This is a genomic window from Humibacillus sp. DSM 29435 (assembly GCF_001758225.1).
Taxonomy (GTDB): domain Bacteria; phylum Actinomycetota; class Actinomycetes; order Actinomycetales; family Dermatophilaceae; genus DSM-29435.
In genome coordinates this window covers 1-23,898 of sequence record NZ_MAST01000003.1, presented here as the reverse complement: position 1 = coordinate 23,898, position 23,898 = coordinate 1, and the positions used below count along the sequence as shown (strand labels likewise).

23 protein-coding genes and 1 other RNA gene are annotated in these 23,898 nt (G+C 69.1%); 16 read left to right on the top strand and 8 right to left on the bottom strand.

All coding sequences use genetic code 11. The features are described from left to right. The first annotated feature begins 120 nt into the window (after nt 1–120). Nucleotides 121–487, top strand: a transfer-messenger RNA (tmRNA) gene (gene ssrA, locus BA895_RS03130). Between the two features lie 93 nt (nt 488–580). Here the strand turns inward: ssrA and BA895_RS03125 are convergent. From BA895_RS03125 to BA895_RS03115, 3 genes are all read right to left on the bottom strand, one after another. Further along, on the bottom strand, nt 581–1,030 hold the full coding sequence (locus BA895_RS03125; RefSeq protein ID WP_070190449.1) for a YccF domain-containing protein: 450 nt from the start codon (nt 1,028–1,030) through the stop codon (nt 581–583). Nucleotides 1,031–1,040: 10 nt separating this feature from the next. Then, nucleotides 1,041–1,433 (bottom strand): thioredoxin, encoded by a 393-nt coding sequence (trxA, locus tag BA895_RS03120; protein ID WP_070190448.1) that lies wholly within the window; start codon nt 1,431–1,433, stop codon nt 1,041–1,043. 80 nt (nt 1,434–1,513) lie between these two features. Further along, on the bottom strand, nt 1,514–2,185 hold the full coding sequence (locus BA895_RS03115; protein WP_070190447.1) for an SIMPL domain-containing protein: 672 nt from the start codon (nt 2,183–2,185) through the stop codon (nt 1,514–1,516). An 89-nt stretch (nt 2,186–2,274) separates the two neighbouring features. Between BA895_RS03115 and BA895_RS03110 the strand changes: the two genes are divergently transcribed. The 7 genes from BA895_RS03110 (at nt 2,275) to BA895_RS03080 (ending at nt 10,190) form a co-directional block, all read left to right on the top strand. Continuing rightward, on the top strand, nt 2,275–2,646 hold the full coding sequence (locus BA895_RS03110) for a VanZ family protein (RefSeq protein ID WP_070190446.1): 372 nt from the start codon (nt 2,275–2,277) through the stop codon (nt 2,644–2,646). A gap of 289 nt (nt 2,647–2,935) precedes the next feature. Then, the gene (locus BA895_RS03105; RefSeq protein WP_070190445.1) at nt 2,936–5,437 is read left to right on the top strand and encodes a DEAD/DEAH box helicase; all 2,502 of its coding nucleotides are present in this window, start codon (nt 2,936–2,938) and stop codon (nt 5,435–5,437) included. Nucleotides 5,438–5,477: 40 nt separating this feature from the next. Beyond that, on the top strand, nt 5,478–6,038 hold the full coding sequence (locus BA895_RS03100; RefSeq protein ID WP_070190548.1) for a YqgE/AlgH family protein: 561 nt from the start codon (nt 5,478–5,480) through the stop codon (nt 6,036–6,038). A 1-nt stretch (nt 6,039) separates the two neighbouring features. Continuing rightward, nucleotides 6,040–6,837, top strand: coding sequence for a glutamate racemase (locus BA895_RS03095; RefSeq protein ID WP_070190444.1), 798 nt, complete (start codon nt 6,040–6,042; stop codon nt 6,835–6,837). Nucleotides 6,838–6,889: 52 nt separating this feature from the next. Next, entirely contained in the window at nt 6,890–7,213 is a 324-nt protein-coding gene (locus tag BA895_RS03090; protein WP_070190443.1) for a DUF3039 domain-containing protein, read from the top strand. Between the two features lie 129 nt (nt 7,214–7,342). Beyond that, nucleotides 7,343–8,314 (top strand): zinc metalloprotease, encoded by a 972-nt coding sequence (locus BA895_RS03085; protein ID WP_070190442.1) that lies wholly within the window; start codon nt 7,343–7,345, stop codon nt 8,312–8,314. A 94-nt stretch (nt 8,315–8,408) separates the two neighbouring features. Then, complete coding sequence (locus BA895_RS03080) at nt 8,409–10,190, top strand: DEAD/DEAH box helicase (protein WP_070190441.1); 1,782 nt, start codon at nt 8,409–8,411, stop codon at nt 10,188–10,190. Between the two features lie 5 nt (nt 10,191–10,195). On the opposite strand, the gene BA895_RS03075 is transcribed toward BA895_RS03080, so the two are convergent. Beyond that, a complete protein-coding gene (locus BA895_RS03075) occupies nt 10,196–10,453 on the bottom strand; it encodes a hypothetical protein (RefSeq protein ID WP_139142494.1) in 258 nt (85 codons plus the stop codon). A gap of 161 nt (nt 10,454–10,614) precedes the next feature. On the opposite strand from BA895_RS03075, the gene BA895_RS03070 reads away from it, so the two are divergent. From BA895_RS03070 to BA895_RS03060, 3 genes are all read left to right on the top strand, one after another. Beyond that, nucleotides 10,615–12,501, top strand: coding sequence for a bifunctional UDP-sugar hydrolase/5'-nucleotidase (locus BA895_RS03070; protein ID WP_070190439.1), 1,887 nt, complete (start codon nt 10,615–10,617; stop codon nt 12,499–12,501). Nucleotides 12,502–12,580: 79 nt separating this feature from the next. After that, nucleotides 12,581–13,078: a CBS domain-containing protein gene (locus tag BA895_RS03065; RefSeq protein ID WP_070190438.1), complete on the top strand. Its 498-nt coding sequence runs from the start codon at nt 12,581–12,583 to the stop codon at nt 13,076–13,078. After that, nucleotides 13,075–14,346, top strand: coding sequence for an SLC13 family permease (locus BA895_RS03060; RefSeq protein WP_070190437.1), 1,272 nt, complete (start codon nt 13,075–13,077; stop codon nt 14,344–14,346). Before BA895_RS03065 ends, BA895_RS03060 begins: the two co-directional genes overlap by 4 nt. Here the strand turns inward: BA895_RS03060 and BA895_RS03055 are convergent. Both BA895_RS03055 and BA895_RS03050 read right to left on the bottom strand, forming a co-directional pair. Then, on the bottom strand, nt 14,334–15,653 hold the full coding sequence (locus tag BA895_RS03055) for an alpha-amylase family glycosyl hydrolase (protein ID WP_070190436.1): 1,320 nt from the start codon (nt 15,651–15,653) through the stop codon (nt 14,334–14,336). The genes BA895_RS03060 and BA895_RS03055 overlap by 13 nt on opposite strands. 85 nt (nt 15,654–15,738) lie before the next feature. Beyond that, a complete protein-coding gene (locus BA895_RS03050; RefSeq protein ID WP_070190435.1) occupies nt 15,739–16,239 on the bottom strand; it encodes an Lrp/AsnC family transcriptional regulator in 501 nt (166 codons plus the stop codon). Nucleotides 16,240–16,347: 108 nt separating this feature from the next. On the opposite strand from BA895_RS03050, the gene hppD reads away from it, so the two are divergent. Next, entirely contained in the window at nt 16,348–17,580 is a 1,233-nt protein-coding gene (hppD, locus tag BA895_RS03045; RefSeq protein WP_070190547.1) for a 4-hydroxyphenylpyruvate dioxygenase, read from the top strand. An 81-nt stretch (nt 17,581–17,661) separates the two neighbouring features. After that, on the top strand, nt 17,662–18,555 hold the full coding sequence (locus tag BA895_RS03040; RefSeq protein ID WP_070190434.1) for an RDD family protein: 894 nt from the start codon (nt 17,662–17,664) through the stop codon (nt 18,553–18,555). A 42-nt stretch (nt 18,556–18,597) separates the two neighbouring features. Here BA895_RS03040 and fahA read toward each other — a convergent pair whose 3' ends face one another. Both fahA and BA895_RS03030 read right to left on the bottom strand, forming a co-directional pair. Next, a complete protein-coding gene (gene fahA, locus BA895_RS03035; protein ID WP_254666295.1) occupies nt 18,598–19,824 on the bottom strand; it encodes a fumarylacetoacetase in 1,227 nt (408 codons plus the stop codon). Next, nucleotides 19,821–20,672, bottom strand: a complete 852-nt coding sequence (locus tag BA895_RS03030) for a hypothetical protein (RefSeq protein WP_070190432.1) — start codon at nt 20,670–20,672, stop codon at nt 19,821–19,823. The genes fahA and BA895_RS03030 overlap by 4 nt, the downstream gene beginning before the upstream one ends. Before the next feature lie 88 nt (nt 20,673–20,760). Here BA895_RS03030 and BA895_RS03025 point away from each other — a divergent pair, with 88 nt between their 5' ends. From BA895_RS03025 to BA895_RS03015, 3 genes are all read left to right on the top strand, one after another. Further along, nucleotides 20,761–22,050 (top strand): homogentisate 1,2-dioxygenase, encoded by a 1,290-nt coding sequence (locus BA895_RS03025; RefSeq protein WP_070190431.1) that lies wholly within the window; start codon nt 20,761–20,763, stop codon nt 22,048–22,050. 1 nt (nt 22,051) lies between these two features. Next, nucleotides 22,052–22,717 carry an IclR family transcriptional regulator gene (locus tag BA895_RS03020; protein WP_070190430.1) on the top strand — a complete coding sequence of 222 codons (666 nt, stop codon included), beginning with the start codon at nt 22,052–22,054 and terminating at the stop codon, nt 22,715–22,717. 149 nt (nt 22,718–22,866) lie between these two features. Next, entirely contained in the window at nt 22,867–23,682 is an 816-nt protein-coding gene (locus tag BA895_RS03015; RefSeq protein ID WP_070190429.1) for a DUF6299 family protein, read from the top strand. The last annotated feature ends 216 nt before the right edge of the window (nt 23,683–23,898 follow it).

The following is a 23,898-nucleotide window of genomic DNA, read 5'->3' as shown; positions in this document are numbered from 1 at the left end:
CTGCGGGGCTGAGACGCCAGAGACGGGAATGACCTGGACCCAGGCGTCGTTGACCGGGGTACTGTGGACCAGTAGTACCGCAGGTTGAGAAGTGAACAGCGTGACGTGGACGCCCCTCATGGGGGTGATCGGTTTCGACGGTGGTCGACACATCAGGGGAAGCGGGTCGAGGATGCAGGGTTATCTCGTAAACGCTCCTTGCAAAACCATAGGTGCCAATTCCAAGCGCACCGACTTCGCCCTCGCTGCCTGAGCGAGCCTCGAAGTCTGTCAGCCTGAGCTAGTTTCCGACTCAGTGTCTGGCATCAGCTAGGAAACTTGCTGCGCGGTCATGTTGGGGGGCCGCGCGGGACTCTTACTCAACTGGGCCTGTCAGGGGACGCGTGCGTGCGAGCCCTGGGGCCGAGAAAAGCCGTAGCGCACTGCACCCGGAGAAGCCCTGGTTTCTCGTCATCGGACGCGGGTTCAATTCCCGCCACCTCCACCACTTCGTGGTGGCCACGTCACGCTCTTGCGGCCAACGAAAGAGGGCGTCCCTTCACGGGACGCCCTCTTTCTCGTTCGGCGGGGGCCGGTTCAGTCAGTTCAGGTGCAGGTTCTCACCGGTGGACGACCGGCCGGGGCCCATGAGGTCTGGGCCGAACGAGGAGTAGCCGCCGCCCACCCGAACGATGCGCTTGCCCAACGGGAACAGTGACACCGGAACGAGCTTGAGGTTGCCCAGGGCCAACGGGATGCCGACGATCGTGACCGCCTGAGCCACCGCGGTCACGATGTGACCCAGTGCGAGCCACCAGCCGAAGAAGATCACCCACAGCACGTTCCCGACGGCCGAGGCGGCGCCGGCCGCGGGGTGGTCGACAACGGTGCGCCCGAAGGGCCACAGCGCGAACCAGCCGATGCGAAACGCAGCCAGCCCGAACGGGATGCCGACGATGGTCACACACGCGACCACCCCCGCCAGCAGGTACCCCAGGCACAGGACGAGGCCACCGAACACCACCCAGATGATGTTGAGCAGCAGCTTCATCAGTCGTGCCTCAGGCCGTGGTGGTGCCGGGGCCGGCAGCGGCCTCGGCCGCCATCTGCTTCTTGATCGGGGCCATGTCGAGCGACTTGACCTGGTTGATGACGTCCTGGAGCCCCGACTGGGGCAGCGCGCCGGGCTGGGCGAACACGAGCACGCCCTCCTTGAAGGCCATCAGGGTGGGGATCGAGGTGATGTTCGCGGCCTGGGCCAGGCTCTGCTCGGCCTCGGTGTCGACCTTGCCGAACACGATGCCGTCGTTGTCGTCACTCGAGGATGCGGTGTCGTAGACCGGTGCGAACTGGCGGCACGGGCCGCACCAGGACGCCCAGAAGTCGACGAGCACGATGTCGTGGTCGAGCACGGTCTGCTCGAACGTCTGCGCGGTCAGTTCTGTGGTAGCCATATCACTGCCAACGGACGGGTTGAAGCCGATATTCCAGACGCCCGAGTGGCCCGGCCGCAGGCGATGACGACCGAGCCGGTTCACCCACGATGCTTCCGGTGCCCGGACTTGCGCTTCTTCCTGGACGTCCAGAGCGCCCACGTCACGTTGACCGCCGCCGTGACGTCGAGGTCACCGCCCTGGACCGGCATCGCACTCGCCGCCATCGCCATGTCTGCGGCGAAGCCCTTCTGGCGCTGAGCTCCAACCGGTGTGGCGCCGAACTCGGACACGCCGAGCACCTCGCTCAGCTCGGCGCCGGCGAGAGCGGCATACTGCTCGGCCTTCGACCGCGCGTTCGCAAAGGCGGCGGCGCGCGCCCGTTGCTCGGCGTCGTCGCGGGCGTAGACGTCGAGGCGCACCTGGTCGACGAGCAGGGCGTTGCCGACGGCCGCGGCTCCGGCCTCGAGGATCTCGCCGGTGGCGTCGAGGCGGCGCACGACGACTCCGAGCTGTTGTTGGGCGGTGAAGCCGACGGCGGTGCCGTTGTTGTCCCAGCGCTGGTTCACCGAGACGTCGAGCGTGCGGAGGTCAGACTCGGCGACCCCGGCAGCGCGAACCGCTTCGATGACCGAGGTGAGGCTGCGCGTCGCGCCCGTGAGTGCTTCGGCAACATCGGCGGCGTCGTGACCGACGCGCAGGTCGAGACGCACGACGTCGGGGGAGACCCGCACCGAGCCCGAGCCGATGACGGTGACCGTTCGCTTTCCCATGAGTCCTCCGAGTCGTAGGCGAGATGCCGTCAGCCGACCGTCGATCGACGTTGGATCCCGCTTCGCAACCTATCTACACTGACCACGCCATGCCCAGACCCGTGACGCCTCTCCCTGCTCGCACGCGCGACCTCGTCAAGGTCGCAGCCGCTGTGGCGGTGGTGCTTCAGCTGTGCGTGCTCTACTGGCCGGTCGTCACCGTCGAGGGCCCGGTCAGCTGGACCGACAAGGTGGTGCACGTGTTCGTCTTCGCGGTGCCCACCTACCTGGCCGGCTGGGCCCTGCGCCGCGTCGGTCGGGTGGTCGCGATCTTCCTCGTGCACGCCCCTCTGAGCGAGCTGGTTCAGCACTTTCTGCTCCCCGGCCGTTCGGGCGACATCTGGGACGCCGTGGTCGACGTGATCGGGGTCGCACTGGCCGCGAGCCTGCTGCTGGTCAGGGCTCGGCGCGAACGCTGGTAAAATGGACGCATCCGACTCCGAGGTCTCCTCGGAATCGACGGACGGGCGGCTTTCGGTGATGACCGGAGACGGAGCCCGGCCGACGAGGTGACACCCACCGGAAGCTTGCCAGTTGGCGCGGCCCGGTACCCGACACGGAGCGGATCCGAAAACCTGGGCGGCACAGATGCCGTGGCCAGGGTCCATGGGGCGCAGTCGATGCGCCTGAGGCTCGTCTGCATGGTCGCGTTCAGTCATTCGCGGCTCGAGGCGAAGTCTGCTCGAGTCAAGCGAAGAGAGTTGAATACGCATGCCCAAGAAGTCTGAGTCCGGCGCGCCCAAGAAGGCCCGCTGGTCGACCGAGAAGAAGTCGATCGCCGCGAAGAAGCCGCATCGCGGCCAGAGTAGCCAAGGCGGCCACACCGCCCATGCCGGTCGTACCTCCCGGCCCGCATCAGCCACGTCGTCGCACGTGGGTGGCCGCGAGTGGCGCGCTCCACGCGATGAGCACCGGTCGTTCGAGCGCAACGACCGCGCGACGTCAGGCAGCGAGCGCCCCTCGTACAACAACCGCGATGACCGGGGTTCGCGTCCGTCGTACAACAGCCGTGACGACCGTGGTTCGCGCCCGTCGTACAACAGCCGTGACGACCGCGGCGAGCGCCCCTCGTACAACAACCGTGATGACCGCGGTTCGCGTCCGTCGTACAGCAACCGTGACGACCGGCCCGCGTTCAAGCGCGACGACCGCGGCGAGCGCCCCTCGTACAACAACCGTGATGACCGCGGTTCGCGCCCGTCGTACAACAGCAACCGTGACGACCGGCCCGCGTTCAAGCGCGACGACCGCGGCGAGCGGCCCTCGTACAACAACCGTGACGACCGCAGCTCGCGCCCGTCGTACAACAGCAACCGTGACGACCGGCCCGCGTTCAAGCGCGACGACCGCAGTGAGCGCCCCTCGTACAACAACCGTGACGACCGCGGTTCGCGCCCGTCGTACAACAACAACCGCGATGACCGCAGCTCGCGCCCGTCGTACAACACCAACCGCGACGATCGGCCCGCGTTCAAGCGCGACGACCGCGGCGAGCGGCCCTCGTACAACAACCGTGACGATCGCAGCTCGCGCCCGTCGTACAACACCAACCGCGACGACCGGCCCGCGTTCAAGCGCGACGACCGCGGCGAGCGGCCCTCGTACAACAACCGTGACGATCGCAGCTCGCGCCCGTCGTACAACACCAACCGCGACGACCGCGACTCGCGTGGCGGCTACCAGCGCCGCGATGACCGTGGCGCCCGCGGCACCAGTGGTTTTGGTGACGACCACTTCGGTCACGACGCCGAGGCCGAGCGGATGGACGCAGACACCTGGACCAAGTCGACCCGCGCCGACGTGAGCGACGGGCCCGTCGAGGTCGCGTCTGACAACGGCTTCGCTGCCCTCGGCCTGCCCGAGAAGGTCGTCGAGCGCCTGGCGCGCGAGGGCATCACCACGCCCTTCCCGATCCAGACGGCGACGATTCCCGATGCCCTCTTGGGCAAGGACGTGCTCGGCCGGGGCCAGACCGGGTCGGGCAAGACGCTCGCCTTCGGCCTGCCCCTCATCGCCCGCCTTCTCGAGGCCGGTCAGCGCCGTCTACCGCGCCGACCGCACGCTCTGATCCTCACCCCGACGCGCGAGCTCGCGATGCAGATCTCTGACGCGCTCGAGCCGCTCGTGCACGTCGCCGGCCTGCGACACAAGCTCATCGCCGGAGGCCTGAGCTACACGACGCAGATCAACGCCCTCAACAAGGGTGTCGACATCCTGATCGCCACCCCGGGCCGGCTCAACGACCTGCTCGAGCGGGGCGCCGTCGAGATGAACGACATCTCGATCACCGTGCTCGACGAGGCCGACCACATGGCCGAGATGGGCTTCATGTCAGAGATCACCACCAGCCTCGACCAGATCCCGTCCGACGGCCAGCGGCTGCTCTTCTCGGCCACGCTCGACAACGGCATCGACAAGCTCGTGGCCAAGTACCTCACCGACCCGGTGACGCACTCGACGAACGACGCCACCGCCTCGGTCGAAGGCATGGACCACCACGTGCTGCTCATCGATCCCCAGCACAAGAAGCTGATCACGGCCGAGGTCGCCAACCGCGACGGGCGCACCCTCGTGTTCTGCCGCACCAAGCTCGGCGCTGACCGCATCGCGCTCCAGCTGCGCGAGCAGGGCGTCATGGCGGCGGCGCTGCACGGCGGCCTGAACCAGGGCCAGCGCAACCGGGTGCTCGGCGCTTTCCGTGACGGCGGCCTGCGGGTGCTCGTCGCGACCGACGTCGCCGCCCGCGGCATCCACGTCGACGACGTGTCGGTCGTGCTTCAGGTCGACCCGCCGGCCGACCACAAGGACTACCTGCACCGCGCCGGCCGCACCGCCCGTGCGGGCGAGAAGGGCACCGTGGTGACCCTGGCCCTCCCGCATCAGCGCAAGACCATGGAGCGCCAGCTGAAGGATGCCGGTCTCGACCTGCTCCCCGTGAAGGCCGCCCCCGGCGACGACGTCATCGCCGCCACCGGCGCGACCCGGCCGTCGGGAACGCCGATCGACGAGGCGGTGTTCAACCGTCTCGTCGCAGCGCCGAAGGCCCGGCGGGCCCCGGCCGGTCCGCGCGGACCGCGACCGGCTTCCTCCGGCCGTGGCGGTCAGGGGCACGGACGCGGGCGCGACGCTGGTCGCCCAACGGGTGGCCGCCGCGACCGCGACGACCGTCTGGTCACGAGCTGGTCCGACGACACCCGTCGCGGCCGCAGCTGACCCTGAGCCTGCGTGAGCGCCGGTGTGGAAGGCTGAGCCCGTGAGCTCCGCTTTCCACACCGGCCGCCTGCTGGTGGCCACCCCTGCCGTCGAGGGAGAGGTGTTCGGCCGCTCGGTGGTGCTCGTGCTGCACCATGACCGCGACGGAGCCCAGGGCGTGGTGCTCAACAAGCCCTTGACGGCCGAGGTCGACTCGGTGCTGCCGGGTTGGCAGCGGGTGGTGACCGCTCCGCCTGTGCTCTTCCAGGGCGGCCCCGTGTCGACCACCTCGGCGCTCGGCCTGGTCACGGTTCCCGGTGACGAGCTCGAACCGCTCGCGGTCAAACGACTCTTCGGTTCGATCGGGATCGTCGACCTCGACGTGCCGACCCCCGTGGTCGAGGCCGAGCTCGCGGGCATGCGCATCTTCGCCGGCTACGCCGGATGGGATGCCGGCCAGCTCGAGGGTGAGATCGGGCGAGGGGACTGGTACGTCGTCGACGTCGAGGTGCGTGACCCGTTCACCACGACTCCCGGGGCGCTGTGGCGTGAGGTGCTGCGACGGCAGAGTGACTCGCTGGCCTTTGTCGCGAACTTTCCCGACGACCCGTCGATGAACTGAGATGGCGCTGTCGGTGCGACGAATCGCCCTGGTAGACAGTGGCTTGGGGCTGATCGGCCACGCCGCGGCGCTTCGCGCGCTGCGGCCTGACCTGTCGCTCGTGTTGTCGATGGACCCCGACCACATGCCCTACGGCCCCCGTAGCCCCGACGAGGTACGCGAGCTCGTGCTCGAAGCGGCGCAGGCCACGCTGCCCTACCGGCCCGACGCCATCGTCGTCGCGTGCAACACCGCCTCGGTGCACGGTCTCGACTCGCTACGCACGAAGTTCGAGCCGGGGATTCCGGTGATCGGCACCGTGCCCGCCATTCGACCCGCAGCGCTGGCGGGTGGCCCGGTCGCGGTCTGGGCCACTGCGGCAACCGTTGCGAGCGCTTACCTGCGTGGTCTGGTCGACGCCTTCGCCGCCGACATCGACACCACTACCGTGGCCGCGCTCGGCTTGGCGGAGGCGATCGACGCAGCCGACCTGCGCCAGGTCGACGCCTGTATCGAGGCCGCTGCCGGCCAGACACCCACCGGCATCCGCGGTCTGGTGCTCGGCTGCACCCACTACGGTCTCGTCGCCGACCGTATCGCCGCCGCGCTGGGTCCTGACGTGACGATCTTCGACTCCCCGGTGGCGGTGGCCAGGCAGACCCTGCGAAGAGTCGGGCTGAGCCCCGACGGTCCCGCCCCGTCGCTTCAACGCGCGGTGCCCGCTGTCGAGGCGGTGCTGCTGAGCGGGCGAGCCGGTGAGCTGCCCGCGACCGTGGCGGCCTACCCTGCCGGCGCCGCTCTGCTCACCCCTCCCACCTGAACGCGGGGTTCAGTAGGGGGAGGGGGCCTCGGATGCGGCCTACACTTCCGTCATGAGCACGATGCCTCCTGACCCCTTCGAGCCGCAGCCGCAGCCGTTGCGCGGAACCAGCACCGCGACGATCGAGCGCGAGGAGGTGCGCGAAGAGCTCGCCGAGCCCGGCGACCACGAGCGCTTCTCGCACTACGTGCGCAAGGAGAAGATCCTCGAGAGCGCCCTGAGCGGTGACCCCGTCGTCGCTCTGTGCGGCAAGATCTGGGTGCCCAACCGCGACCCGCAGAAGTTCCCCGTGTGCCCGGAGTGCAAGGAGATCTACAACGGGTTGCGCGAGCCCCAAGACGGTGGCGACAAGGGCGGCGGAGGCGGCGAGGGCTGACCCCCCGCTCTTCGGGAAGGTTCGTACCGAGTCTTTACCGCCCGTGGGCACGCCGTTGGGGTGTCAGGTGCAAGAGTCGGTCGGTCCGACGGCCCCACCGGGCCGCGCCACCTGGAAAGGACCTCCCTGATGAAGCTTCGTCCTGTCGCGCTCGCCGCCCCGCTCGCCCTCGTGGCGGCGTCACTGGTCACGCCGGCGCAGGCCTCTCCGGTCATCGACCGAGACGTCTCAGCGGTGGCTCACTGCCTCGACCCGGCGTCGGTCGGTGCCTCCGCCTCGACCGCCGCTCGCGGCGCCCACACCAGGGCGCGCGACCCGCACGACCTCACCGAGGCCCAGGCGTCAGCCCAGGATGCCGCCCTGAAGCAGGCCCTCGCGGCGAAGGGCCTCAAACGAGATGCCTCTGGTGCTCTCGCCCGCAACAGCCTCCTCGCTCCGCGGGCCAAGGCCTTCGCCCCGGTCACCATCGACGTCTACTTCCACACCATCACCAGTGGTTCACAGGGCGCCATCAGCGCGAGCCGCATCACGAGCCAGGTCGCGGTGCTCAACTCCGCCTACGCGGGCTCAAGGTTCAGCTTCCGGCTGGTGGGCACCAACGTGACGAACAACGCCAGCTGGTACGGGGTGACCCCGGGCACGTCAGCGGAGCGGGCCATGAAGGCGGCGCTGCACCAGGGGGGCAAGGCCGCCCTCAACCTCTACGCGGCAAACATCGGTGACGGCCTGCTCGGGTGGGCCACCTTCCCCACCTCAGGCATCGGCACCCAGGACGGCGTCGTGATGTTGAACGCCTCCCTGCCCGGCGGGTCGGCCACCAACTACAACCAGGGCGACACGGCCACCCACGAGGTCGGCCACTGGCTCGGGCTCTACCACACCTTCCAGGGGGGCTGCAGCGGCCAGGGTGACCGGGTGGCCGACACCCCGGCCGAGGCCAGCCCCGCGTACGCCTGCCCGACGGGGCGCAACACCTGCACCAGCCCCGGACTCGACCCGATCAAGAACTACATGGACTACACCTACGACTCCTGCATGACCAGTTTCACCGCTGGTCAGGTCTCGCGGATGAAGGCCCAGTGGACGGCCTACCGCGCCTGACCAGCCAGGCCGTTCCTAGCACACACCGGGGCCCCGTCCGTTGCGACGGGGCCCCGGCATGTCGCCTCCCGGAACCGGCTAACGTGACTGGCCTATGAGTTCCGGTGCCGCCTTCCATCTGCCACCCGCGTTCCCGGAGCGGGCCGCCTGGGGCACTGCCGCGAAGCTGCGCGCCTGGCAGCAGGAGGCTCTGAACCGCTACCTCGAGAGGTCCCCACGAGACTTCCTGGCCGTGGCCACCCCCGGAGCCGGCAAGACGACCTACGCCCTGCGGGTGGCGACCGAGCTGTTGAACGCCGGCGTGATCAGCCGGGTCACGGTCGTGGCCCCCACCGAACACCTCAAGACGCAGTGGGCCGATGCCGCTGCTCGGGTGGGTATCAGCCTCGACCCGAAGTTCAGCAACAGCGTCGGCCGACACAGCGAGGACTACCACGGCGTCGCAGTCACCTACGCCCAGGTCTCGGCGAGACCCGCCCTGCACCGAGAGCTCACCCAGGCCCGCAACACCCTCGTGGTGCTCGACGAGATCCACCACGGCGGTGACAGCAAGAGCTGGGGCGACGGCATCCGGGAGGCGTTCGAGCCGGCCACCCGGCGGCTATCGCTGACCGGCACACCGTTCCGCTCCGACACCTCACCGATCCCGTTCGTCACCTACGAGCTCGACCTCGAAGGCGCCCTCGTCAGCAGCAGCGACTACAGCTACGGCTACGCCGAGGCGCTGCGCGACGGTGTGGTGCGGCCGGTGCTCTTCCTGGCCTACGGCGGCACGATGCGCTGGCGCACCAAGGCCGGCGACGAGCTCGAGGCGCGGCTCGGCGAGCCGATGACGCGCGACGCCGTGGCGAACGCGTGGCGCACGGCGCTCGACCCCAAGGGTGAGTGGATCCCCGCGGTGCTGGCTGCTGCCGACAAACGCCTGACCGAGGTGCGCCGTCACGTCGACGACGCGGGTGGTCTCGTGATCGCCTCGAACCAGACCCAGGCCCGGGCCTACGCCGCCCTGCTCACCACGCTGACGGGTGAGCGCCCGACGGTGGTGCTCTCCGACGACACCGGCAGCTCTGCGCGCATCGAGGAGTTCGGCGCCGGCACCTCGCGGTGGATGGTGGCGGTGCGGATGGTCTCCGAAGGCGTCGACGTGCCGCGGCTCTGCGTCGGGGTCTACGCCACGTCGACCTCGACGCCGCTCTACTTCGCGCAGGCGGTCGGGCGGTTCGTGCGCGCCCGTCGGCGCGGCGAGACGGCATCGGTGTTCCTCCCTTCGGTGCCGGTCGTGCTCGACCACGCGGCGCGGCTCGAGGAGCAGCGCGACCACGTGCTCGACCGGGCGCCGGGCGGCGAGCCGACCGACGACGTCGCGGCCATGTGGACGCAGGAGCAGGAGCTGATCGACGACGCGAACCGCGCCGAGCGTGCGAGCGGCGCCCTCGACGAGGGAGCCTTCGAGGCACTCGGGTCAGAGGCCCACTTCGACCACGTGCTGTTCGACAAGCAGCAGTGGGGGCTGCATGCCCAGGTGGGCTCCGACGACGAGCAGGAGTACCTGGGCCTGCCCGGGCTGCTCGAGCCCGACCAGATGGCAGCCCTGCTCGGTGAGCGTCAGAGCGCCCAGGTCAGGCGCTCACCCCAGAAGGCCGCGACCACGTCGGCCGGCCCGGCCCCCGTGGCTGCCCACCGCGCGTTGGCGGCGCAGCGCAAGGAGCTGAACCAGCTGGTGGCCGCCTTCGCGCGCAAGAAGGGGCTGCCCCACGCGAACGTGCACACCGACCTGCGCCGAACGTGCGGAGGCCCCGATCTCGCCGCCGCGAGCTCGGAGCAGGTCGCCGCGCGCATCGAGAAGATCCGGCTCTGGCTGGTCGGGCGCCGCTGAGCTCGTCAGAGGTCCATCATCGCGGCCGAGCACGACCCGAGGCGGGCCACTCGCATGGTCGCGTCTTCCCGAGCGGGGGTGAGGACCGGCAGAACCGGCAGGGCCGCCGTGGTGGAAGCGGTCGAGACGAACGCTGTCGCCCGCACGGGGGTGACGGGAGCCGCGACGGCAGGGGAGGCCGCCAGGGCACCGAGGGCCACCACCGCGGTGGCCACGACCGCGGCCAGGGTGGTGCGCTGCGACAGTCGCTCCCGAGTGTTCATCGTTCGAGTGTGCGCCTGGTCGCGGCCGACGTCCAGCGTCACGACCGACGCCTGATGTTCGTCTCGTTGAGGCCCGGCTCGGAGCGCGCCGTCACCGGCTCCGAACTAGGGTACGAATGCCGCACGCAGCGCCACGCGCGAACCGACAGACGAGGGAAGCCATGACTTCATCACCAGACGACATCCAGGCCCGTTCCACGAGCTCACGCGGCTCCAGTCGGCGCCAGCTGCTGGCCATGGCCGCCGTGGGCGGGGTGGGGGTCGCGTCCGTCGGTGCGGCCGCGAGTGCGTCGGCCACCGAGCGGCTCGGCGCCCGACGCCCGGGTGTGCCCGCGGGGGCGGTTCGGCTCACGGTTCTGGGCACGAGCGACCTGCACGGCAACGTCTACAACTGGGACTACTTCAAGAACGCCGACTACTCCGACGCCGCCGGCAACGCGGTGGGCCTGGCCCGAGCCTCCACCATCATCAAGGCCGTGCGCGGCGTGGTCGGGGCCGCCACCTGCATCACCCTCGATGCCGGCGACATTATCCAGGGCACCCCGCTCGCGTACTACTACGCCAAGGTCGACCCCATCACCGGCGGTGCCACCCACCCGATGGCCGCCGCGATGAACAAGGTCGGCTATGACGCCGCTGCCCTCGGCAACCACGAGTTCAACTACGGACTCGACACCCTGCGCGCGTTCGAGAAGCAGCTGAACTTTCCGCTGCTGTCGGCGAACTCGGTCGACTGGAACACGGGTCGGCCCGCCTTCAAGCCGTGGGTGATCAAGACGGTCAGGCGCCGCGGTCGCGCCCCGATCAAGGTCGGCATTCTCGGCCTCGTCACCCCGGGGGTCGCGATCTGGGACAGTGCCAACGTCGAGGGCAAGGTGCGCTTCCCCGGCATCGTCGAGCAGGCCAAGATCTTCGTGCCGCGACTCAAGCGAGCCGGCGCCGACGTCGTCATCGTCTCGTGCCACTCGGGCGCCGACACCTCGTCGTCGTACGGTGACGCGCTGCCCTACCCCGAGAACGCGAGCAGCCTGCTGGCCGAGCAGGTTCCCCACATCGACGCCATCCTCGTCGGGCATGCCCACAAGGAGATCGAGCAGCGCTACGTCACCAACACCACGACAGGCAGGCAGGTGCTGCTCTCTGAGCCCTACTACTGGGGCATGAGGGTGACCGAGATGTCGATCGACGTCGAGGAGCGCCGGGGCCGCTGGCACGTCGTCGGGTCGACCTCTCGGCTCTACAACTCCAACGAGGTGGAGCCCGACGCCGCCGTCATCGGCGCCGTGCGCAAGGCTCACCGCACCGTGCTGGCCTACGTCAACGGAGTGATCGGCACCTCGACAACGGCCATGTCGGCGGCCACGTCGCGCTACGAGGACACCGCGGCCATCGACTTCATCAACTACGTGCAGGCGGATGCCGTCAAGGCCGCCCTCGCGGGCACCCCCGAGGCCGACCTGCCGGTGCTCTCGATCGCGGCGCCCTTCAACAAGGAGGCGGCCATCCCGGCGGGCGAGGTGACGGTGCGAGACGTCGCCGGTCTCTACATCTACGACAACACCCTGCTTGGCATCACCCTGACCGGTGCAGAGGTGAAGGACTACCTCGAGCAGTCGGCCACCTACTTCAAGCAGGTCAGCGGCACCGGGCCGTTCACGCCCGACCAGCTGACCAACGCGGTCACGGTGCTCGCCCCGAACGGCACGCCCGACTACAACTACGACATCATGGGCGGTCTCGACGCCGACCTGACCTACGACATCGACATCGCCCAGGCCCCGGGCTCGCGCATCGCCAACCTGGCCTACGCCGGGTCGCCCATCGACCCGGCCGCACGGTTCGTGATCGCGATCAACAACTACCGGCAGTCGGGCGGGGGCGGCTTCCCGCACGTCAAGACGGCCCCGGTGGTCTACAACCGGCAGATCGAGATCCGTCAGCTGCTCATCGACTGGGCCACCGCCAACGGCGAGATCGACCCGAGCGTGTTCGCCAGCATCGACTGGAAGCTCGTCAGCAACGGCAGCTCGATCACCATCACCGGCTGAGCGGTTGCGTTCTCGACGGTTCGGCGGGCCCCACTAGGCTGGGTGCCCGCCGAACACGTCAGCCGATGAAGGGGAACTCTTGCGCGCCATCGACATCACCGAGCAGCATCCGATGGTCGACGAGTCGACCGACGCCCTCGAGGCGGCCCGGCTGATGGCCCGCCTGTCATTGCCCGGGCTGGTGATCCGCGGCGACGCGAAGCACCCGTACACCGTGCTGCCGGCCTCGCAGGTGCTGCGCTTCGTCATCCCGACGTACGTGCAGGAGAACCCGGCACTCGCCCGGGTCTTCGACGAGAAGGCTGCTGACCTGATGGCCACCAAGCTCGCTGGGCGCACCGTCGGCGATGTGATGCCGGCCCGTCGCGAGCTGGCGGCCGTTCCGCGGGTCAACGACGACGACACCCTGATCGAGGTCTGTGCCGTCATGGCGTCGCACCACAGCCCCATCGTCGTCGTGGGGCATGGCGACCAGATCGTGGGCACCATCACGATCCGACGCCTGCTGGAGGTGCTCTTTCCGGAAGCCGGCCCTGCCTCGAACCCGGCCCTGGGCGATGAGCGGTCGCCTGCGTGACACTCCTGGTCATCGCCGCCTTCGTCGCGGCCTACGTGCTCATCGCGACCGAGCGCATCCACCGGGTCGCGGCGGCACTGTGGGGCGCCGGGGCGATGGTCGTGCTCGGCGCCGTCAACGCCGAGAGCGCCTTCTTCTCCGAAGACACCGGCATCGACTGGAACGTCATCTTCCTGCTGCTCGGGATGATGATCATCGTCGGAATCGTCAAACAGACCGGCGTGTTCGAGTTCATCGCGATCTGGTCGGCGAAGCGCGCCCGCGGCCGGCCCTTCCGGGTGATGGTCATGCTCATCGTGCTCACCGCCGTGGCGTCGGCCCTGCTCGACAACGTGACCACGGTGCTGCTCGTCGCGCCCGTCACGCTGCTCGTGTGCGAGCGGCTCGGCACCTCACCGGTGCCGTTCCTGCTCGCGGAGGCGATGGCCTCGAACATCGGCGGCACCGCGACGCTCATCGGTGACCCGCCCAACATCATCATCGCGGGTCGCTCCGGGATCACCTTCAACGAGTTCCTGGTCAACCTCGGCCCCATCGTGGTGCTGCTGCTGGTGGTGTTCGTGGGTCTCGCCTGGCTGCTCTGGGGTCGGAAGCTGCAGGTCGACATCGAGCGGGCCGAGTCGATCATGGATCTCGACGAACGTGAGGCCATCGAGGACAAGCGACTGCTCGTGCTCTGCGGCGTCGTGCTGCTGCTCGTGCTGGCGGGTTTCGTGCTGCGGCCGTTGATCGGCATCGAGCCCTCGATGGTGGCGCTGCTCGGCGCCGGCCTGCTCGTCGCCCTCTCGCGCAGCCAGCCTTCCGTCTACCTCCACGAGGTCGAATGGCCGACGCTGGTGTTCTTCGCGGGCCTGTTCATCATGGTGGGCGCCCTGGTCAAGGTCGGTGTCATCGAGACGGTCGGCCAGTGGGCGGCGGGGCTCATCGGCGACAACCTCGTCGTGGCGCACTCGGCCCTGCTCATCGGCTCGGGTGTGCTGTCGGGGATCGTCGACAACATCCCCTATGTGGCGACGATGAGCCCCATCGTCGAGCAGCTCGTCTCCTCGACCGGCGACCCCACGCTCTGGTGGTCGCTGGCGCTCGGCTCCGACCTCGGCGGCAACGCCACGGCAGTCGGAGCCAGCGCGAACGTCGTCATCATCGGCATCGCCGCGCGCAACGGCATCCGCATCAGCTTCTGGCACTTCACCCGCTACGGCCTCGTCGTCACCGCCGTGACCCTGCTGATCACCTGGGCCTACGTGCTGCTGCGCTACGCCCTCTGAGCTGCGGTCATCACGAGGTGGCCCCACGCCGGGAGAGTGAGCGGCTCGCCGACGGCCAGCGTTACCGGCTCGCCGGTGAAGGCATCGACCCAGTCACCGGCCTGCGGGCCGTCGCCCAGGGTGACGGTTGCCTCGGCCGCGGTGAAGTTGAACGCGCCGAACACCCGGTCGTCGTCGACGGCGCGCACGAAGCTCAGCACCGAGCTCTCGGCGTCGTTCGGCACGCGGACCATCCGCCCGCCCCAGGCGCCGTTCCACAGGGCAGGGTGCGCCTTCTTCAGGGCGAACAGGGTGCGGTAGAGCTGCCCCTGCTCGTGCTCGCGCCACTGGATCTCGTCCTTGTCGAAGAACTCCAGCCGCTTGTCGCTGCCGGCCTCCTGGCCGTTGTAGATCAGCGGCATCCCCTCGCCGACGACGGACAGCACGATCGCGGCCTCGAGCGCCTCGCCGAACTGCTCGTACTCGGTGCCCTCCCACGCGTTCTTGTCGTGGTTGCTGACGAACGTCATGCGCATGGCGTCGCGTTGCCACGCCCGCTCGTTCCAGGCGTAGTAGACCTTGAGGGCATCGACGTCGGCCTTGCCGTGGGCGATCTTGTGCATGGTCTCGTTCCAGCTCCACGCATACGTGAGGTCGAAGGCGCGGCTGTGCAGGTCGCGGGTCTCCCACTCGGCCAGCATGAACACCGGCCTGATCTGATCGAGCTCGCGGCGCACGTTGTTCCAGAAGTCGACGGGCACGTAGCCCGCCACGTCGCAACGGAACCCGTCGACGCCGGCCTCGCGAACCCAGAACTTCATGGCCTCGGTCATGTACTCGCGCAGACCCTCGTTGCTGTAGTCGAGGTCGATCACGTCGTCCCAGTCCCACCAGGGCGTCGGGCAGAAGTCGCCCTTCCAGTCGCGCACGTACCATTCCGGATGCCGTTCGACGAGCACGTTGTCCCAGGCGGTGTGGTTGGCGACCCAGTCGAGGATGACGTGCAGCCCGAGGTCGTGCGCCACGGCCACGAAGTGCTTGAGGTCGTCGAGGTCGCCGAACTCGGGGTTGACCGCGAGGTAGTCCGAGACGGCGTACGGGCTGCCGAGCGGGCCCTTGCGGTTCTGCGCGCCGATCGGGTTGACCGGCATGAGCCACACGATGTCGACGCCGAGGTCACGGATGCGGGGCAGGTGCGCCTCGGCGGCCCGGAAGGTCCCCTCCGGGGTGAACTGACGCTGGTTGATCTGGTAGATCGTCGCGTCCTTCGACCACTCCGGGTGGGTCAGCTGAACGTCGGGGGTCGGCCGGTAGGGGTTGTCACTCACGGGCCCATCCTGTCGTCCCAGGCGTCGACGGGTGAAACCGGCGCGCCTTGAGCCTCACGTCGCGACCCGTCGGAGTTCATGGTCGTCAGGATCGGGTGGCTTCGGCGAGGAGGTGTTCGACCAGGGGCACCGTGCGCGGGTCGAGACGGGTCGCGAGCGAGATCGCCGTCGAGGCCCGGGTGACGTGTGAGTCGTCGACCACCTGGTCGATGACCCGCTGAAGATCGGCGTTGTCGCGCCCGACGATGCGGATGAGCACGTCGCCGGAGCCGGTGATGGTGTGCGCCTCGAGCACCTCGGGGATGCCGGCCAGGTGGTCGACGACGCGCTGGTGCCCCTGCCCCTGCCGGATCTCGAGGGTGCAGAAGGCCGTGACGGGGTAGCCGAGCGCGGCAGGGTCGACCTGCGGAGCCAGCGAGCGCAGCACCCCGCGCTCCTGCAACCGGTCGAGGCGTGCCTGCACCGTGCCGCGGGCCACCCCGAGCCGGCGGGAGGCCCCGAGAACGCCGACCCCCGGTTCGGTGAGCAGCAGGAGCAGGATGCGGCAGTCGAGGGCGTCGACGCTGGGTGGAGTCGGGTTGGACATAGGCACATTGTCCAGCCTCGACCGTCATCCGGGCAACAACCTGCGCAGGATGCGCACCGTAAACTGCCACTCTTGACCAGTCGGTTCGGGTGGGTCACGCTCGCACTCATGAGCCAGACGATCTCGAACCCGCAACGCGAACTCACCGACCAGGAGCGCGAGGCCAACCTCGACCTCGACCAGCTCAAGCAGCTCGTCGGCCTCGTCGAGTACGACGAGGACAAGGACGTCTTCCCCGTGACGGGCTGGGACGCCATCGTCTTCGTGTCGGGCAACGCCACGCAGAGCGCGCACTACTACCAGAACACCTGGGGTATGGAGCTGGTCGCCTACTCCGGCCCCGAGAACGGCAACCGCGACCACAAGGCGTTCGTGCTCAAGAGCGGCTCGATCCGCTTCGTCATCAAGGGCGCCGTCGAACCCGACAGCCCGTTGGCCGACCACCACCGCCGCCACGGAGACGGCGTGGTCGACATCGCCCTCGAGGTGCCTGACGTCGACCGCTGCATCGCCCAGGCCCGTCGGGCGGGTGCGACCGTGCTCGAGGAGCCGGCCGACCACACCGACGAGCACGGCACGGTGCGCCTGGCGGCGATCGCCACCTACGGCGAGACGCGCCACACCCTCGTGCAGCGCACGGTCGACGGCCAGACGTATGCCGGTCCCTACCTGCCCGGCTACACAGCGGCGGCCTCGACGTTCGTCAAGCGCGACGGGCAGCCCAAGCGCCTCTTCCAGGCCCTCGACCACATCGTCGGCAACGTCGAGCTCGGCCACATGGACGAGTGGGTCAGCTTCTACAACCGCGTCATGGGCTTCGTGAACATGGCCGAGTTCATCGGCGACGACATCGCCACCGACTACTCCGCGCTGATGAGCAAGGTTGTCGCGAACGGCAACCACCGCGTGAAGTTCCCGCTCAACGAGCCGGCCATCGCGAAGAAGAAGAGCCAGATCGATGAGTACCTCGAGTTCTACCGCGGCGCCGGTGCCCAGCACCTCGCAGTCGCGACCGGCGACATCCTGGCCTCGGTCGACGCGCTGCGGGCCAACGGCGTCGAGTTCCTCGACACCCCCGACAGCTACTACGAAGACCCCGCCCTGCGCGAGCGCATCGGCAACGTACGGGTGTCGATCGAGGAGCTGCAGAAGCGCAAGATCCTCGTCGACCGCGACGAGGACGGCTACCTGCTGCAGATCTTCACCAAGCCGCTCGGCGACCGGCCGACCGTGTTCTTCGAGCTCATCGAGCGGCACGGGTCGCTCGGCTTCGGCAAGGGCAACTTCAAGGCCCTCTTCGAGGCGATCGAGCGCGAGCAGGACAAGCGTGGCAACCTCTGACTCTCGGCCACCGGTAGACCGTGGCGACTCGCCCCGCACCTCGTGTGCGGGGCGAGCCCTGTTTCGTGACACAGTTGGCGCATGAGCCAGCAGCCCGCCGGGTGGTACGACGACCCGAGCAACCCCGACATGCTCCGCTACTGGGACGGCGTCACGTGGAGCAGCCACACAGCGCCGCGCAAGTCACCCACCGCGTCGTCGTCGTCGGGCGGGCCTGACTACCAGGGTCAGCGACCGAGTGCCGCTTCGGCACCTCGGCAGCCGAGCCAGGCGCCGCCGCCCCCGATGCCCCAGGGCAGCGGCTGGCAGGACCAGTCGCAGCCGCCTCAGCAGGGCTGGCAGGGGCAGCAGGTCCAGCAGGGTCAGTTCGGTCAGGAGCCGCAGTACCCGGGCGCTCCGGGAGCGGCGAACTGGATGCACAGCATCAAGGTCACCTCCGACGGGGTCCCGTTGGCGTCGTGGGGCCGCCGGCTCGGGGCGTGGCTCATCGACGGGGTCATCCTGGTGATCCTCACCTACATCGGGGCGAGAGTCTTCGTGCCCAGCTACCTCGACACGGTGCAGCAGTTCGTCGACGCGGCCGGAAACCAGGACCAGGCCGCGATGAACGCCCTGGTGAGCCAGCTCACCAGTGAGTCGGCCAAGGCCGGTCTGCTCTCCTGGGTGATCACGGCGGTCTACTGCATCGCCTTCTGGACGACCACGGCGCAGACCCCCGGCAAGATGGCGGTCGGCATCAGCGTGCGCCGGGCCGGCCAGCCAGGGCCGCTCGACCTGCTCACCTCAGTGCGACGCCGGCTGATCTCGATCGTGCAGATCCTGCCGGTCGTGGGCGGCATCTACTTCCTGATCTTCCTGATCGACTATCTCTGGCCGCTGTGGGACGACAAGCGCCAGTCGCTGCACGACAAGGTCGCCCAGACCCAGGTCGTGATGGGCAAGCAGCCCAAGGCCGGTGCCGGTCCCCGGGGCTGACACGGCCAACGCAGGTCAGGGCAGGTCAGGGGCAGGGCAGGGTCAGGGGCTGGCTCGGACGGTGCCGGTCACCTCGCCCAGACCGACCCGACTGCCGGCAGGGCCAGGCGCCCACGCCGTCATCGTCACGGTGTCACCGTCTTCCAGGAAGCCGCGTCTGCTGCCATCCGCCAGCTCGAGCGGCTCGGTGCCGTTCCACGTAAGCTCGAGCAGGCTTCCGCGCGAGCCCTTCGTCGGCCCGCTGATGGTTCCCGAACCGAACAGGTCGCCGGTGCGCGTCGAGGCACCGTTCACCGTCAGGTGGGCCAGCATCTGGGCGGGCGACCAGTACATGGCCGCGTGTTCGGGGCGGGAGATCACGGCGCCGTTGAGAGACACTTCGACGTGCACATCGAGGCCGAAGGCGTCGCCGCGCAGGTAGGGCAGGGGCAGGGGGTCGGTCTGGCCGGGGAGGGGAACCCGAGCGGCATCCAGCGCGGCCAAGGGCGTCACCCAGGCTGAGATGGAGGTCGCGAACGACTTGCCCAGGAACGGGCCGAGCGGCACGTACTCCCAAGCCTGCAGGTCCCGGGCGCTCCAGTCGTTGAGGATGACGACGCCGAACAGGTGGTCGGCGGCCTCGTCGACACTCAGCCTCGTGCCGAGCTCGGTGGCGCCGCCGACGACGTAGCCGAGCTCGGCCTCGATGTCGAGGCGGATGCTCGGCCCGAACACCGGCTGGGGGTCGTTCGGGCCCTTGCGCTGACCGGAGGGGCGCACCACATCGGTGCCTGAGACGACGACGGTGCCGGCGCGACCGTGGTAGCCGATGGGCAGGTGCTTCCAGTTGGGGGGCAGCGCGGCGTTGTCGGGACGGAACACCTTCCCGACGTTGCTCGCGTGGTGCTCGCTGGCGTAGAAGTCGACGTAGTCGGCCACCTCGATGGGCAGGTGCAGGCTCACCGCCTCGAGCGGGTAGAGGTGCGGCAGCATGGCCTCACGGTGCACGTCGTTCGTGACGATCTCGGTGAGCCACTCGCGCGCGATCCGCCAGACCTCGGACCCGAGGGCGATGAACGGGTTGAGGGTCGGGTTCGCCCACGCCGCAGCGAGACTCGGCCCGTCACCCGGGTCTCCACCGAGCGCGGCCACGGCTGAGACGTCGATGACGTGGTCGCCGACGCGCACCCCGGCCCGCCTTCGCCCGTCCGGCCCGGTGCTGAAGACCCCGTAGGGGAGGGTCTGTGGGCCGAAGGGGTGGTTCGGTGGCACGTCGAGCCAGGTGTTCACGATGTTCGTCCTTCGCATGGGATCAGACCGAGCGCCTCGAGCTCGGTGAGGGGGTCGAGCACACCGCAGCAGCCGAAGGCGGTGAGGCTGCCGCGGGCCCGTGCTGCCTCGACGGCGGTGAGTCGAGAGACCCGTTCGGTCAGCACCTCGGCGTTGCGGTTCCCGAGGATCTCGGCGAGCTCGTGTGCCTCGGCGCCGTCAAGCGCCTCGTGGGTGGCGAGGATGACGTTGAGCAGGCCGTGCTGGGCCCCGCCCTCGTGGTCGCCGCGCACCGCGTGATGCAGACCGCCGGTCAGCTTGAACGCCAGACCGCGCAGGATGGTCGCGTCGAGGAACTCGGCCAGCGCGGTCTCATCGGGCCATGGCCACTCCGGGGTCGCTCCGGTGCGGAACTTGGCGAGCACCGTGGCGTTCTCGTCGACGGCGGTGGCAATGTCGTCGAGGGCGCTCTTCTGCTCGGGGCCACGAGCGACCTCGACGACGACCGGCAGGTCGAGGGCGAGGGCCGAGCGCCAGCCGGGAGACCAGCCGAGCTCCACGGCCACGACGTGCACCCGGGGCTCGCGACTCAACACCACTACGCCATCGGTCAGCAGCGAGACCGGCGAGCCCGGTCGCACGACGAGGGCGACCTCAAGAGGGCGCTTCTCGGTGCGGTCGTCGGCCACCGCTAGGCGGGCCACCCCGGCCGCGTCGGCAGCGCGCAGGAGCAGCGGGCCGAGGTGAGCGGCATCCGAGCCGTCGCGTCGTTGCAGGTGTTCGGAGACGGCTACCTCGAGTGCAGCGTCACCCGGCGGGAAAACGGCAGCGTCGTCGACGAGATGGTCGAACAGCGGCGTCCTTGACATGCGGGCCAGCGTATCGCAGTGTTTCTCTCAAGAGACATCGACGTCCGATGAGCGGACGTTGTGGTCATGCAGGTGAGCAAGGAGCGACATGGCGCACTACCAGGCGGTCGGCAGCATCCCACCGAAGCGGCACACACAGCACCGTCGCCCGTCGCGGGGCAAGAAGGTCGGCGAGCTCTACTACGAAGAGCTCATGGGCGAGGAGGGGTTCAGCTCGGACAGCTCGCTGCTGTACCACCGCAACATCCCCTCGACGATCAGCGAGTCGCGCATCTGGCAGCTGCCCGACCAGTCGACCAGCCCGAACCATCCGCTCGTGCCGCGGCACCTGAAACTGCACGACCTCTTCGACGCCAAGACGATTCGCGAGACTGACGTCGTCACCGGTCGGCGCCTGGTGCTCGGCAACGGTGACGTGCGCATCTCGTACGCCGTCGCGGCCCGGCCGAGCCCCTGGTACCGCAACGGCATCGGCGACGAGTGCGTCTACGTCGAGCGCGGCCGAGCACGGGTCGAGACGGTGTTCGGCGCCTTCGACGTGGGGGAGGGCGACTACGTGGTCATCCCGCGGGCCACGACGCACCGGTGGGTTCCGAAGAGGTCGACGAAGGACCCCTTACGCGCCTACTGCATCGAGGCCAACAGCCACATCGCGACGCCGAAGCGCTACCTCAGCAAGTACGGTCAGCTGCTCGAGCACTCGCCCTACTGTGAGCGAGACCTCCGACTGCCCGACGGGCCGTTGCTGGCCGAAGACGTCGGGGCCTCCGCCGACGACACGACCGAGGTGCTCATCAAGCACCGTGGCAACGGCCCCGGCGGGGTGGTCGGCACGATCCACACCCTGCCGCACCACCCGCTCGACGTCGTCGGCTGGGACGGCTGCCTCTATCCTTATGTGTTCAACGTGCGTGACTTCGAGCCGATCACCGGTCGCATCCACCAGCCGCCGCCGGTGCACCAGGTCTTCGAGGGCGCGAACTTCGTCATCTGCAACTTTGTTCCGCGCCAGGTCGACTACCACCCCCTCGCCATCCCGGTTCCGTACTACCACTCGAATGTCGACAGCGACGAGATCATGTTCTACGTCGACGGCGACTACGAGGCCCGCAAGGGCTCGGGCATCGGCAAGGGCTCGATCTCGGTGCACCCCGGCGGCCACGCCCACGGCCCCCAGCCGGGCGCCACCGAGGGCTCCATCGGCGTGCACAGCTTCGACGAGCTCGCCGTCATGGTCGACACCTTCCGACCTCTCGAGCTCGGCGAGGGTGGGTCCGCGGTCGACGACGGGCAGTACGCGCTCTCGTGGTCGCGCAGCGGCGCTGCTCGGGGCGCCGCGGCCCCACCTCAGGTCAACGGCATCCACAGCGAGGGGTGAGGTGGTAGACCGGGCGACGTCTGCGGGGGAGTCGTCCAAGACCCTCGACCGCGGCATCCGACTGCTCGAGCTGTTGCTGACCCCCGACGCCGCAGCCGGCCTGACCATCACTCAGCTCGCCGCCGGGCTCGAGGTGGGGCGGCCGGTCGTCTATCGACTGGTCGCGACCCTCGAGCAGCACCGTCTCGTGGTGCGACGTGACGGGGGCCGAGTTCGCCTGGGATTCGGTCTGACTCGTCTCGCCGCGGGGGTCACGCCGGTGATCCAGACGGAGGCCCTGCCGGTGCTGCGGCGGTTGGCGGATGCCTGCGGTGCCACGGCGCACCTCACCGTCGCCGATGGCGACCAGGCGCTCGCCCTCGTCGTCGTGGAACCGACGTGGACCGACGTGCACGTCGCCTACCGGTCCGGCGCTCGCCACCCGCTCACTCAGGGTGCCGCGGGCCGGGCCATCCTGGCCGGTCGTGCCGGAAGGTTCGAGGTCGTGGCCACCGACGGCGAGCTGCAGTCAGGAGCCCACGGTCTTGCATGCCCGTTGCAACCCAGCACCCCTGCGGCGCCGACGCTGGACGCCTCGGTGGGAGTCGTCTCCTTCGAACCCTTGGCCCCCGAGGTCAGCCCCCGGCTTCTCGCGGCCGCCCGAACCCTGGGTGAACTGCTGCGCTGAGCCGGCAGCCATGTCTTCTGGTACCAAGCCTGTTCACACCGTAAAGAGTTGGTCAGGAAATGGGCGTTTAGTCCGGCGCGTGAAGACGACAGGGAGTAGTTCTTGTCGCAGGTGCTCAACGGCGAGCATCCTGTTGACAAGGGGTAGACATGAAGATCAGGCACGTTCTCGTCGCAGCGGCCACCACCGCACTGCTCGTTCCCGCCTCGGCGCTCGTCGCCGTCGCCGCACCGCCCAACAACGACACGGTCTCGGGGGCGCGCACCATCGCCTCGCCGCCGAAGACGATCACGCAGAACACCACGTCGGCCACGACCGATTCGGTGGACAGTGACCTCAACGCCTTCTGCGGGGCGCCCGCGACGAACGGCAGCGTCTGGTTCAAGTACGTCGACAAGAGCGGCAAGGGCCTGCTCGTCGACACGTCCGCGTCGAACTACGCCACCGGCGTCATGATCGTGGCCGGTAACCCGACCTCAGGGGGCGCGCTCGTCGCCTGCGGGCCGGGCATGGCTGCGGCCACCGGCGCAGCCGGAACCACGTACTTCGTCATGGCCTTCTCCGACACCGCCGGCGTCACCGGCGGACAGCTGAAGGCGACCTTCTCGGAGGCTCCCCCGTCGCCGACCGCGACCCTGACCGTGGCCAAGGACGCCGTGGCCACGAAGAACGGCAGCCTCAAGGTGCACGGCACCTACTCGTGCACCAACGCCGACTCCTTCAACAGTGCCATCCAGGGGCAGGCCACCCAGCGCGCCGGGCGGCTGAAGATCAACGGCTACTTCTTCATCGACGGACTGACCTGCGACGGCAAGGTGCGCGCGTGGAAGGCGACGGCCACGAGCGACAACGGCTACTTCGCCTCCGGTCGGGCGACCAGCTCGTCGACCGTGTTCGCCTGCGGGCTGCTCGAGTGCGCCGAGCAGTCCGTCGACCGCAAGCTCACGGTCACCAAGGCTCACTGACGCCAGGGCCTCGGTGAAGGGGTGCGCCAAGACCGCTCGGGGTCGTGGCGCACCCCTTCACGCGTCCAGCACCCGGGGTCAGGATGCGGGGATCAGGTTGCGTTAGCCGGGCCCTAGAGATGGACAGCCACCAGACATGCCACCGTGTGCCCGCCTCAGCTGGCGATGAGGTCGGTGAGGTAGCGCTCGAACGGGCTGAGCGGTGGATCGCTTGCG